The sequence below is a fragment of the Alteromonas sp. RW2A1 genome (assembly GCF_001886475.1).
Classification (GTDB): domain Bacteria; phylum Pseudomonadota; class Gammaproteobacteria; order Enterobacterales; family Alteromonadaceae; genus Alteromonas; species Alteromonas hispanica.
In genome coordinates, this window is sequence record NZ_CP018031.1 from 887,150 (window position 1) to 899,755 (window position 12,606).

General features: G+C 44.4%; 10 protein-coding genes. 6 read left to right on the top strand and 4 right to left on the bottom strand.

What is annotated here, in order from left to right:
• Positions 1-3: 3 nt before the first annotated feature.
• Both ppk1 and BM528_RS03990 read right to left on the bottom strand, forming a co-directional pair.
• The gene (ppk1, locus tag BM528_RS03985) at positions 4-2,076 is read right to left on the bottom strand and encodes a polyphosphate kinase 1 (protein WP_071978764.1); all 2,073 of its coding nucleotides are present in this window, start codon (positions 2,074-2,076) and stop codon (positions 4-6) included.
• Positions 2,077-2,189: 113 nt separating this feature from the next.
• A complete protein-coding gene (locus BM528_RS03990) occupies positions 2,190-2,696 on the bottom strand; it encodes a glycine cleavage system protein R (RefSeq protein WP_071978765.1) in 507 nt (168 codons plus the stop codon).
• 220 nt (positions 2,697-2,916) lie between these two features.
• Between BM528_RS03990 and BM528_RS03995 the strand changes: the two genes are divergently transcribed.
• The 5 genes from BM528_RS03995 (at position 2,917) to BM528_RS04015 (ending at position 9,830) form a co-directional block, all read left to right on the top strand.
• Positions 2,917-5,085 (top strand): ABC transporter permease subunit, encoded by a 2,169-nt coding sequence (locus BM528_RS03995; RefSeq protein WP_071978766.1) that lies wholly within the window; start codon positions 2,917-2,919, stop codon positions 5,083-5,085.
• Positions 5,078-6,640: a phosphate ABC transporter permease PstA gene (pstA, locus tag BM528_RS04000; protein ID WP_071978767.1), complete on the top strand. Its 1,563-nt coding sequence runs from the start codon at positions 5,078-5,080 to the stop codon at positions 6,638-6,640. Before BM528_RS03995 ends, pstA begins: the two co-directional genes overlap by 8 nt.
• 8 nt (positions 6,641-6,648) lie before the next feature.
• Positions 6,649-7,455: a phosphate ABC transporter ATP-binding protein PstB gene (pstB, locus tag BM528_RS04005; RefSeq protein WP_071978768.1), complete on the top strand. Its 807-nt coding sequence runs from the start codon at positions 6,649-6,651 to the stop codon at positions 7,453-7,455.
• A gap of 60 nt (positions 7,456-7,515) precedes the next feature.
• Complete coding sequence (gene phoU, locus BM528_RS04010; protein ID WP_071978769.1) at positions 7,516-8,232, top strand: phosphate signaling complex protein PhoU; 717 nt, start codon at positions 7,516-7,518, stop codon at positions 8,230-8,232.
• A 326-nt stretch (positions 8,233-8,558) separates the two neighbouring features.
• Positions 8,559-9,830 (top strand): inorganic phosphate transporter, encoded by a 1,272-nt coding sequence (locus BM528_RS04015; protein ID WP_071978770.1) that lies wholly within the window; start codon positions 8,559-8,561, stop codon positions 9,828-9,830.
• A gap of 98 nt (positions 9,831-9,928) precedes the next feature.
• On the opposite strand, the gene BM528_RS04020 is transcribed toward BM528_RS04015, so the two are convergent.
• Complete coding sequence (locus tag BM528_RS04020; RefSeq protein WP_071978771.1) at positions 9,929-10,909, bottom strand: universal stress protein; 981 nt, start codon at positions 10,907-10,909, stop codon at positions 9,929-9,931.
• 202 nt (positions 10,910-11,111) lie between these two features.
• Here BM528_RS04020 and BM528_RS04025 point away from each other — a divergent pair, with 202 nt between their 5' ends.
• Complete coding sequence (locus BM528_RS04025; RefSeq protein ID WP_071978772.1) at positions 11,112-12,020, top strand: hydrogen peroxide-inducible genes activator; 909 nt, start codon at positions 11,112-11,114, stop codon at positions 12,018-12,020.
• 64 nt (positions 12,021-12,084) lie between these two features.
• Here BM528_RS04025 and BM528_RS04030 read toward each other — a convergent pair whose 3' ends face one another.
• Positions 12,085-12,603 carry a hypothetical protein gene (locus tag BM528_RS04030; protein ID WP_071981146.1) on the bottom strand — a complete coding sequence of 173 codons (519 nt, stop codon included), beginning with the start codon at positions 12,601-12,603 and terminating at the stop codon, positions 12,085-12,087.
• Positions 12,604-12,606: the final 3 nt, after the last annotated feature.

Below are 12,606 nucleotides of genomic sequence, written 5' to 3' on the forward strand. Positions count from 1 at the left end.
ATCCTAAAGGTCAGCTTCAAGTTGTTTAAGGTAGTTATATATTTCCACTTGAGAGCGCACTTTTTTGCGATTCCCTCTTGGAACGTACTGGTTGGTTTGCTCTGTGTCAATGACCCGTGCTTTCAAGGTGTCGTTAAACTGAAGCTCCATTATGTCAACAATGCGCTGCTGAAGTTCGCGGTCATACACCGGGCAACCTACTTCAATTCGGTTATCCATATTTCGTGTCATCCAGTCAGCAGAAGAAATAAATACTTTTCTGTCCCCGCCACCTTCAAAAATCATAACCCTGGGGTGCTCTAAAAATCTGTCGACAATAGAGATAATTTCGATGTTATCGCTAACCCCTTTAATGCCGGGGTTTAGCGAACACATACCGCGAACAATACCGCGAATTTTTACACCCGACTGGCTAGCGCGATATAAATCATCGATAAGCTCTTTATCAACGAGGTTATTAATTTTGAAGGTTATTTGCGCGTTCTGCCCTTGGTTTAAATGCTGGATCTCTTGTCTTATCAGTGACTGAATTTTAGTCCTCGAGTTAAGCGGCGAGATCTGCAGGTGCTGAAATTTATAACGGCGGTATGGGTATTGAATAAGATCGAATACAGCCACGCCTTCATCCGCAAGTTCTTGGTTGCGGGTAAACAAGCTATAGTCGGTATATATCTTTGCGGTTTTCTCGTTGAAGTTACCGGTACCAAAGTGGGCATAGTGAATTAAGCTACCGCGTTCCTCTCGGCTTACAATGCAAAGCTTAGAGTGTATTTTTAGTGTTGGTACGCCCAGTACAACCCGGATCCCCGCTTCGGTCATTCGTTTCGACCACTCTATATTCGCCTCTTCGTCAAATCGGGCACGTATTTCTACCACTACTGTCACTTTTTTACCGTTATCCACAGCATCAATGAGTGAGTTGATGATGCGCGAGTTACTGGCCACGCGGTATATGTTAATACGTATTGTGCGAACATTAGGGTCGAAAGCTGCCTGACGTAAAAACTCAGTAAAATGCAAAAACCGATGATAGGGGTAGTGCAGCAAAATATCGTTTGCGGATATCGCATCAAACACAGTGTTGTGTTTAGAAAACGCCTTGCTATCAATAGCCGGCAGCGGAGTATGTTCTAAGTATTCGCGACCTACATTGGGGAAGCCGATAAAGTCTTTAAAATTACGATAGTGCCCGGCAGCATGCATGGTATCAAGCTTTGTAATTTTTAAGCGCTTGCGCAAGTCCTGCATCATGTCATCAGGCATATCGGTGTCGTAAATAACGCGAACCGGTTCTGCAATGAGGCGCTGCTTCATGCTTTCTGACATTTTTTCTACGTAGCTTTCGTCTATCTCATCGTTAATGGAATATTCTGCATCTCGCGTCATTTTGAATGAGAAAGACTCAAGTTCATCGTACTTAATGAAGCCGCGGAAAATATCCTCAAGACAAAGCTGAATCATGTCGTCTAGCATAATAATATGCTTTTTCTTCTTGCTCTTCTCAGGCGGTATGAGCATGAAGCGCGACATTTCGGTAGTGGGAACTTGGATAACCGCATATCGCGTGTTTCGCTCTTTACGTCTAAGCGCTACGTAAAGATATACAGATGTGCCGTTGAGGCGCTTTAACAAGTCAGTTTTCTTGTCAATAATAATGGGCGCGATATGTCGCAAAACTTTGTTGATAAAAAAGTTGCGTACCCACTGCTGCTGATAGTCGTTTAAGTCGTTTTTGCGCAAAATGTAGATATTATAACGAGCCAGTTCTGTCACTACGTCTTTGTGAATTTCATCGAACTTCTCAGAAAGCTGTACCACTTTCTGTTGAATTTGGGCCATCAGCTTTATCTGACGCTCTGCTTCTTCTTCATTACCGTCATTTTGCGCTATGGTAATTTGTCGCTTAACGCCCGCTGCCCGTACGCGGTAAAACTCATCTAAGTTGTTTGAGTAAATACCTAAAAAGCGTATACGCTCTACCGCGGGGGTGTTTTTATCGGCGGCTTCTTGTAACACTCGCTCGTTGAATGCTAACCAACTTAGCTCTGCGGGATAATATAAAACGTTGCTATCCATAATCTCTCAATCACATGTACAAAAATGGTCAAAGGCTGTCATTAGTGAGTGACATTTTGATGACAAACTGCCTCTTATCCTTATGTAAGGAGTCTACTTGCCCTTTGGCGACATTAGCGGGTTGTGGTGATGTCTACAACCAAGTCATTTGCTAGTGCTTCTAACGCATCTTGTAAAGCGCCATCGTCGAAACCTTCGGGCACCGCTATTTCTGCTTTTGCTTTAAACATTAAGCTGCCCCAGTTAGGCGCACTTTCGCAGTGTGAGGCAAAGGTAAGTATATTGAGGTTGAACTGATTCAATACCGACGTCAGTTCTTGAACTATGCCGGGTTTATCATTGCCCATAACATCTACCGTACATTTTACGTGATTGTCTCCCTGAGAACTTGCTGCCGCTACATGTTGAACAGTGATATCTGGAAGGGCCTCAATAGCGTCGATCAGCGGCTGTTTTTCTTCAGAGTTTACGTGCACTTCGACAAAACCAGTGAACATGCCCGCCATATGTGCAAAGCTAGAGCCTAACCAGTTACCCTTGTGGGTATAAATACACTTAGCTAATGCATCGACTAATCCGGGTTTGTCTTTGCCCATGATATTGATGACTATTGATTGCATGTAAAGCTCCTTAATGACTGGCTGAGAAATACTTTGAACGTGTTCTCACAGGGTAATACCATACCGAAAGGCAGATTTGGTAATAGATTCGGTAGCATAGGCTACGCGCGAAATTTTCGCTTGCTATTAGCATAACAAAACTTACACTGCTCACCAGTGCAATTTACTCCAAATTCGTTGTTATAGATGAGTTTGTATACATAAAACACTAAAAAGAATAATGACTTTTAACAGCGACAGCATAAATAAGAGACGCCAGCGGACCGACACACGGTCTCGCATTCTCGTGACCGGCTTTGGTGGTCTTGTATTGCTGACACTGGTTATTCTTGTTTCTCACCTTCTCAGTCAAGCCTTGCCGCTTACCTATACCCCTACGCTAGAAAAAGTGTCAACGGTGTCAGTGGCAAATGACGAAGTCATTATAAGTACAGGCGATATATTCAATGGCCAGCCCCTTCTAGTTCAAAAACAGAATTGCCGAATTGGCCTTAAAGTGCTTTCTAATAAAGCGCTGCGCAATACCCAAGACTATACAAAGCCATGTTCGCACACCTTGTCGTCGCAGACCGTAATGGGCGAAGATTACATTGTAGATATTTCAGCTGCCGGGCAAGTGCGAATTATTCCGGTGCGAACCTATTCTGCCAATAGACTTCTTGGAAAAGGCGTGACGCAGAGCGGGCCATCAAGTGCATTAACATTTGCGCTACCCAAAAAGCTCTGGCGTAAAAACGATGGATGGGGCATGAGCATGTCTACTCAATGGATTGCAGCGAAAATTGAAAATGAGGGAAGCGTTTTTGTGCGCTGGGTAAATCGAAAAACACCCACCAAAGTAATTGATAAGCAGTTTATTGATGTAGATAACGTAACGCTGCTGCCCGGTAGTGAAAGCATGATCTTACACAAGGGAGATAAGTTCTTTCTGCATAGGCTGACCGATAATGAAACTGCGCCAAGTGCAATGATTACCGGTATTCCCTATCAAAACAACCAAACTTTCATATTCCCGCTAGCAAAACAGCGCACGTTTTATTTACAAAACAGCGAAACCAACACGCTCACTCGCTGGGTACTTAGCAAAACCCAAGCTGGCTTGGTGTTTCAGGATACCTACAGTGTTGCACTAGAAAACAATGAATACACTTATGATGTGGCCGAACATGCCAGTATGAACATTGTGGCGGTGCTGACCAGTAAGCAAAAGATTTTGCTGCTTAATCGCATAACCGGAGAAGTTATTCGCTCTTATAAAAGTGATGAAACGGTGTCGGATATTGCATGGCATGGCGATACACTAATAGGGCGAGGCGACAATCGTATTGTCGCGTGGCAAGGAAAGTATTTAAGCGGAATTACAACATGGTCGTCGTTGTTTGAACCGCAACAGTATGAGGGGTACGACTCCCAGGCGACCGTATGGCAAACTACCAGCGCGTCCGACTATCAAGAGGCCAAATTTAGCTTAACGCCCTTAATTATTGGCAGTATGAAAGCGTCATTATTGGCATTGGCTATTGCAATTCCCGTTGCCATTGGCGCAGCCATTTACACTGCTTATTTTGCCAAAGCCAGACTTCGACACTTGATTAAACCTGCCATTGAGATGTTGGAAGCGATCCCAAGCGTGCTCATTGGCTTTATCGCCGCTATTTGGTTATCGCCTAAGGCAGAGCAGTTTTTATTCTCAGTCGCTTTTTTCATTATTTTTGTGCCTATTGCGCTTATTATTGTGGCTTTATTTCAACGAAGAGTTGCTGAATACCTTCCCAAGCGCCTGCGCCACGGAAGTGAGTTGGTATGCGCATTAGTAGGCACTTTATTTTTAGGGTTTATCAGCGTTGAATTGGCTCCTGATTTTATTTTCTCCTTGTTGGGTGTTGACGGGTTTGCAGTACTAGCGTCTGAGTCTGACAGCCCTATTGGCAAGACTACCATTGTGGTAGCGATTGCATTGGGTATTGCTATTTCACCAACCATTTATTCTCTGGCTGAAGACGCCATAAACGGCGTGCCAGACGATTTAAAAAATGCGTCGTTTGCCTTAGGTGCTACGAGACTACAAACTCTAATGCATGTGGTGTTGCATGTAGCACTTCCCGGTATTATCGCTGCCATTATGCTAGGTTTTGGCCGAGCGTTTGGTGAAACCATGATTGTATTGATGGTAACGGGAAATACCCCTATTTCCAGTTGGGGCCTTATTGAGGGATTGCGCGCGCTCACGGCCAATTTAGCCATAGAGCTACCAGAGGCTGATGTGTCTTCCGCACATTATCAAATTCTCTTTTTCACTGCCTGCATACTGTTTGCATTCACGTTTGTGGTAAATACGGTTGCCGAGGTAATGCGTCAAAGGCTTGCGACGAGGAAAAAGCATGGTTAAACCGTCCTTCTTAGGCTTGAACGCGGTTCAGCGTCAATCACTCGTTATCAGTCTCACCGCTTTTTTTACCGGTTTGTTGGTTATTGCGCTAATAAGCGTACTTGTTCTGATAACTGCTCGCGGCGGAGCCTATTTCTGGCCAGAGCCTATTTATGCCGTATCGATAAAGTCGGATAACGGCCAGCAGTCTACAACGCTGCTCGCCAATGTATTCGACGATGATGCGAAAAAAGAAATACGGCTAAAATATGCAGATGTGAACAACCCTTACGGTACACAATTACTTGTTGAGCGAGAAAGGGTAGAGCGAATTGCACTCGCCAAAGATAGCGCACAAATAAAGTTGAATGACGGCAGGCAGGTACTTGCTATACCCGATCATGTTATCACCCCAGAGGGGACAAACAATCAGCTGTCAGAGCTGCCACAAGTTATGCAGAAAGTAGCACTTCTCTCTGAGAAAATTACCACGCTGAATACACAATTTCTTGCCCCTATTCATGAGGCACTTTCTCGCTTTGACAATCGAGACGTAGCTGCAGATGCACCAGCACGCGAAAAACGGGTTGCTGAATTCAATCAGTATCAACAGCAAGTGCTAAACCTTGAACGTCAACGAGAGCAATATCAACTGGCGGTTAAATTTGCTGATGGGCAATCATTTATCATTCCGGTTTCTAATATTCAAAGCGTCGACTTTGTTGGCCGTTTATCGCTGCTTGAAAAATGGCAGGTTGCCATTAGTGAAGTCATCATTTTTTTAACCGAATCACCTAAGCAGGCAAATACCTCGGGAGGCGTGTTTCCTGCGTTATTTGGAACAGTGCTGATGGTATTTATCATGACCATAATAGTAACGCCCTTTGGTGTGTTAGCGGCAATCTATTTAAGTGAATACGCCCCCAACACAGCATTGACCACAGTCATCAGGGTAAGCGTAAGCAATATGGCGGGGGTGCCATCCATTGTTTATGGGGTATTTGGTCTCGGCTTTTTCGTATATACCCTAGGTGGCAGTATAGATAGTCTCTTATTTAGCGATACTCTTCCATCTCCTACTATGGGAAGCCCGGGAATATTTTGGGCCGCACTCACCATGGCCATACTCACACTGCCGGTGGTTATTGTCGCTACCGAAGAGGGCCTACGGCGAGTGCCTGAGGGTCTTAAAGCGGGCAGTTATGCTTTGGGCGCCACCAAAATTGAAACAATCGTGCGCACTATTTTGCCCATAGCGTCGCCGGGTATTATGACCGGTGTAATACTTGCTATTGCCCGAGCTGCTGGTGAAGTTGCTCCTTTAATGTTGGTTGGTGCGGTGAAGTTTGCGCCCGCACTGCCAATAGACGGAGAGTTTCCATTTTTACACCTAGATCGCCAGTTTATGCATTTAGGCGTGTTAATTTATGACAGTGCATTCCATAGCCAGACTGACGCGAAAAGTGCCTCTATGATGTTTGCTGCATGTTTATTATTGCTGGTAGTCGTATTCGTTCTTAATATTCTGGCCGTGTTATTAAGAACGCGCTTGCGCAAACGCTATTTAGAAGGGTAAATGTCAACATGCTTACGCTGTTTAAAAATAATATAAAGCCTGTCAGTGAGCTAACTAGCGAGCAAACCGCAGTAGATGTAAAGGACTTAAACCTATGGTTTGGCGAGAAACATGTGCTGAAAGACATCACCATGCGTGTTCCGGAAAACAAGGTAACCGCGCTGATAGGACAAAGCGGCTGTGGAAAGTCGACGCTAATCAATTGTTTTAATCGACTTAATGACTTGTACGACGGCTGTTCTTATAACGGTGAGGTAATCATAGATGGTAAAAATATTAACAGTAAAAAGGTTAATGTATCTCGACTTCGCGCCAAGGTAGGCATGGTGTTTCAACGGCCCAACCCCTTTCCTATGAGCATTTACGAAAATGTGTGTTACGGGCTTAAACTGCAAGGCGTAAAAGTACGGCGGCATCTTGACGATGCGGTAGAAAAAGCATTGAGGCAGGCGGCATTGTGGGATGAAGTAAAAGATAGACTTTTCGACCCTGCAATGACGCTATCTGGAGGGCAGCAGCAGCGCTTGGTGATTGCTCGGGCGCTGTCACTTAAACCTAAGGTATTGTTGCTCGATGAGCCAACTTCTGCGCTCGACCCTCTTACCACCTTGTTTATTGAAGAGTTGATGGAGTCGCTCAAAAAGCAGTGCACTATTGTTATTGTTACGCACAACATGCAGCAGGCGGCACGCGTGAGCGATTATACTGCATTTTTTCATCAAGGTAAGTTGGTAGAATATGCAGACAGCGACACGCTTTTTACCATGCCAGAGAAAAAGCAGACCGAAGATTATATAACTGGTCGGTATGGTTAGGCTGCTTGATAGAGTATATTTATTGGGTTTGTTCGAAATTTTTGATGGGGTTATATCACAATGCGCCAAGTTGCTCTTAATACGCACATCTCCGCTACCTTTAACGTTGAGTTAGAGAATTTACGTAACTCTGTGCTAACGATGGGGGGAGAGGTTGAGCAGCAGATGGTGGATACGCTTTATGCCATTAAACACAATCATGCCGCACTTGCCGAAAAAGTCGTGTTGAATGACCTGAAAATAAACTCAATGGAAATTCAAATTGACGAAGAGTGTTTAAGAATTATCGCGAAGCGCCACCCTACAGCAAGTGATCTTCGCCTAATTATGACGATCTCCAAGGCGATTACTGACATAGAACGTATGGGTGATGAGATTGAACGAATAGCCAAATTAGTTACCCGCAACAAATTGCCATCATCTGACACAATAAAAAGTAGCATGGTGCTTATTGGTGAGCGTGTAATCGATATGATGCGTGGAACCTTCGATGCCTTTGCTCGTCAAGATGAAGCGGCCGCACTTGAGGTTTACCGTCAAGACAACCAAATTGATAGTGAATATAAGAGGCTGATTACCTACACCACCCACGAAATGGAAAAAATTACTGAAGACATGCAAGACTGGCTAGATGTGCTCTGGGCGTTGCGTTCTTTAGAGCGAATAGGGGACAGATGCAAGAACGTGTGCGAATATGTTGTTTATCTCACCAGAGGTACCGACGTTCGCCACACTTCTCTTGAAAGTATCCATCAAAAAATTGAAGATTTGACCTAAAGCGAGCAACTAGAAAAATTGCCAAAGCGCCCGAAAGACGTGGCATGGCGAGCTGATTGAAATCTTTCTGTCACAAAAATGAAATATTTGTTTGAATTATCGTCGCAGTTTTAAACTTTTGCAGAAATTCGATGATTTTCGCTATGGCTTCGAAGATGATTACGTTATCATGCGCCGGAGCCGAGGACAGGTCGTGCAAAAAACGAACATTGTGCCATTATAGAACCTGTCTTTAACATCACACTCTAGCCAAGTAGGTCTAGAGAAAGTGCTACACGGTGATGTAGCGTGAAGCCCAAATCGCAAAAGCTCGGGAGCGATAATTCGTGGATTTTTTTGAAAGTTATGGCCTGATTTTAATTCTTCTTGCCGGTGGCGTAGGTTTCGTCATGGCGTGGGGAATTGGAGCGAATGATGTTGCCAATGCTATGGGAACATCTGTAGGGTCAAAAGCATTAACGATAAAACAAGCAATTTTCATTGCGATGATTTTTGAGTTTGCTGGGGCATACCTAGCTGGAGGGGAAGTTACCTCTACGATTCGTAAAGGCATAATCGACTCAAGTTTTTTCATTGATATACCTGAATTGCTAGTGCTAGGCATGATTTCCTCATTGTTAGCGGCCGGCATTTGGCTAGCTGTAGCGTCATGGTTAGGTTGGCCGGTATCAACAACGCATTCTATTATTGGTGCAATTATTGGATTTACCGCAACAGGTGTCAGTATGGATGCCGTTGCATGGGGTAAAGTAGGCGGCATTGTTGGTAGCTGGGTGGTAACCCCCGCGATTTCTGGTGTTATTGCTTACCTCATCTTTATGAGTGCTCATAAGCTCATTTTCCAAACTTCTTCTCCTTTCGAAAGCGCAAAGCGGTACGTGCCTTTTTACATGGCGCTTGCCGGTTTTGTTATGTCTCTTGTAACCATCAAAAAAGGCCTCAAGCACGTTGGTCTTGAGATGAGTGCTGTAAACGGTTACTTACTGGCTGTGGCTATTGCTGTTGCGCTAGGTATTGTTGGTAAATGGTTTATTGGCCGTATGAAATTCAGCGGTTCTGAAGATGCAGATTTACAGGCTGCTAATGTTGAAAAAGTATTTGCGTTACTAATGGTAGTAACGGCTTGCTGTATGGCATTTGCACACGGCTCTAATGACGTTGCAAACGCTATTGGTCCGCTAGCTGCGGTTGTCAGTGTAGTAAGCAGTGGCGGCGAAATAAATGCTAATGCAAAATTAGCCGTGTGGATCTTGCCGTTAGGCGGCTTAGGCATTGTTGCCGGTTTGGCATTATTTGGTCATCGAGTCATAAAAACCATCGGTCAAGGCATTACGCATCTAACTCCTAGTCGAGGTTTTGCGGCAGAATTAGCCGCGGCCTGTACGGTTGTTATTGCCTCAGGCACCGGTCTGCCTATATCTACTACGCAAACTCTTGTCGGTGCCGTACTGGGTGTTGGTTTAGCAAGAGGTGTGTCTGCGTTAAACCTAGGTATTGTAAGAAACATCGTTGTTTCTTGGATTGTTACCTTACCCGCAGGTGCCGTGCTCTCAATTATATTCTTCTATATCTTAAAGGCGTCATTCGGCGTAGCTTAGAAAAAGCGCCTTAATGAGACCAAGAGCCGCGTTGATGTTGGTTGCTTTAGTAATCTACAACAACGTGGCTTTTCTGTTTTTGGTCCTTGAAAAACCTTTTACTCTTCTACTGACACGGGGGTTTTAAACCCCGCCGGTTTTATGCCTACCACAGCACACTGAAGCTGATGCATAGTTTCTTCGGCTGTATTACCTATTATAAAGCCCGGAATGCCCACGCGCGCCACTGTACCCATAATGACCACGTCGGCGTTAACAGATGTTGAAGTGGCAGCGATATCACGTCTAGGGTGGCCGTGAACAATATGTTTTTGCGGTTTTAAATATTCAAGAACATGGTCATCAAGGTCACTCTCTAGTTCGTCAAGCAGTCGAGTTAGCTCTGCATCACGCTCGGCAAAAAAAGAGGCGACATTGTCTTCCATATTTTCGTTATCTACAGTAACAAAACCATCTCTCGTCATATTCTCTGGAATAGCGTCGAATACATGAAGTACGTGTAGCTGAGCGAATTCTAGGAGAGCAATTTGACTTGCATGGCGCAATACATCGCGGTTGAGTTCTCGCCTTACCTCGGCTTCATGTTCAGGGTAGTGGTAATTCAAGTCTAGGGCGGCCACCACGTTTTTGTATTGGCTTTTTGGTTTGCGGTCCACTATCCAAACAGGACATGGGCATTTGCGCAGCAAGCGCATATCTAGGCTGCCAAAAAGTCTGTCTAAAAAGCTTTCTTCAGCGCGTTTTATAACAAGATCGACATCATGGTTCACCACACGACTAACAACATTGATCAATGGGTCCCCTATAGCGACCGCAGTGTTCACTGGGTACTGCTGACTCCAGCTTTTCGACTGCTTGCTTAACCATTGCTGTGCTTGAGTTTCCATATTCTGTTGCGATTCTATATACGAAAAAGATTCCATTACCATGTTGGCGTTAGGGGGAAGGGCTTCTAGCGCAAGCATGATAGTAATTTCAGCCTGATGGGTTTTCGCAATATGAATTGCTTGCGCCACAGTCTCATCCTGGCGATGAGAGTCACTGAGTACGCAAAGAATATTCTTATAATGTCCTTTCATAGTAGCCTCGTTAGCACTGTTGCTGCCGTGCAAATTCCAATGTTTTAAAAAGTGGCAACACACCATAATACTAGCCTCAGAATGCCTGCTGTGCCACAAAAGGTTTAAGAACTTTTTGTTGCAGTTGAAAGGTTTGGGTGTGTGATAAGTTAATCTTTATGCTAGATTAGAAAGTATATTATCAATCTATTATGAGATGATCATGAAGTGGCCAAATCTTAAACATTTACACTACCTTGTCACACTGCATCAGGAACAACATTTTCACCGAGCAGCTCAGCGTTGCAACGTTAGCCAATCAACTCTAAGTACGGCGATTCAAAATCTCGAAGAGCACTTCGGTAGCCAGTTACTAGAAAGAGAGCACAAAACCTTTGTGTTTACATCACTAGGTATAGATATTGTAGAGCGCAGCAAAGTGCTGCTACAGGAAGCGGGAGAACTAGTAGAGTACGCGCAAAATGCAGGTAACTGGCAGCGCGGTACGCTTAAGTTAGGTGTTATTCCTACCATTGCACCGTTTTTGTTTGAAGGCATGATGGGAGCGTTTAAAGCGTTTCTTCCCGACATTAATTTAGAAATGCAGGAAGACACCACGGAAAAGCTTTTACAGCAGCTTACCGATGGAAGGTTAGATTTACTTATTCTTGCACTTCCAATGGATACACCCGGATGTAAGCAAATGGTGCTTGGTCACGATCCTTTCCACCTTATAGCGCACGAAGATATGATGCCTGCTTTACCAAATCCGGTGGACATTTCGTCGCTTCCTAAGAAGAGTATTTTTCTTCTTCAGCAAGAGCATTGTATGACCGACCATGCGGTTAGTGCATGTAATCTTCAGCATCGCGACCAAATTAGCAGTGTTGCAGCAAGCAGTCTTTATACATTGGTTCAGCTTGCTAACAGTAAAATGGGCTATACCTTTTTACCAGAGTTAGCTATTAACCAGTCAATTTTGGAACACACTGGACTTAAAAGTTTTCCTGCGGAAGAAAAAGGATTCAGAGAAATTGGGTTAGTATGGCGATCAGGCACTACACGTATGCAGCTATTTCGTCGTATTGGCGAGATTGTTTCTCCATTACTGCCTGTTCCAATGCTTAAATAACTTGCGCATAAAGCTTTAAGCTTCGTGAGTAGCAATATTGCAGTGCGCTTTATCAGTGTGAAAATTATAGCTTAGGGGCAGCATGGCCAAGCTTTGCTGCCCATGTAAGTTCAGCTCGAGACAGTCCATTTGCGGCATTTCTCCCAAAGCTATGTAATGCGTTATAAGCGCTGTTTGAGGGAATTCCTAAGTAGTGGCACAAGGCGTAAAACAAAAGGCTGCAGCGATGTTGAGAGCCGTCGCAATGCAGATATATGTTCGCACATTCAGAGAGCATTTTTGACAGCTCGTTGAGATACTGGTGAAGGTAAACATCATCGGTAAGCGACGGTGAAGACGGGTGAGAATACGGCACCCAAAGCCACTCTAGCCCGCTATTTAACGCAGCGTCGCGCACTTCCGGGGCATTTTCCTCGCCGGTTTGAACGGTAGCAATGTGGGTTACACCTAGCATTTTCAGTTTGTCGTATGCATTCGCTATAGGTTTTTTACCTAAGCATATTTTTCCTGCTTTTAGCGAAAACCAAGCTATTGCCTGAGGGACGTTGTCCTCAATGCCGTTTGCAAATTCATTTTTAGTCACAGC

Coding starts and splice junctions, on each gene's coding strand:
- BM528_RS03995 (WP_071978766.1), top strand. CDS start 2,917: ATGACTTTTAACAGCGACAGCATAAATAAGAGACGCCAGCGGACCGAC.
- BM528_RS04025 (WP_071978772.1), top strand. CDS start 11,112: ATGAAGTGGCCAAATCTTAAACATTTACACTACCTTGTCACACTGCAT.
- ppk1 (WP_071978764.1), bottom strand. CDS start 2,076: ATGGATAGCAACGTTTTATATTATCCCGCAGAGCTAAGTTGGTTAGCA.
- pstA (WP_071978767.1), top strand. CDS start 5,078: ATGGTTAAACCGTCCTTCTTAGGCTTGAACGCGGTTCAGCGTCAATCA.
- pstB (WP_071978768.1), top strand. CDS start 6,649: ATGCTTACGCTGTTTAAAAATAATATAAAGCCTGTCAGTGAGCTAACT.
- phoU (WP_071978769.1), top strand. CDS start 7,516: ATGCGCCAAGTTGCTCTTAATACGCACATCTCCGCTACCTTTAACGTT.
- BM528_RS04020 (WP_071978771.1), bottom strand. CDS start 10,909: ATGAAAGGACATTATAAGAATATTCTTTGCGTACTCAGTGACTCTCAT.
- BM528_RS03990 (WP_071978765.1), bottom strand. CDS start 2,696: ATGCAATCAATAGTCATCAATATCATGGGCAAAGACAAACCCGGATTA.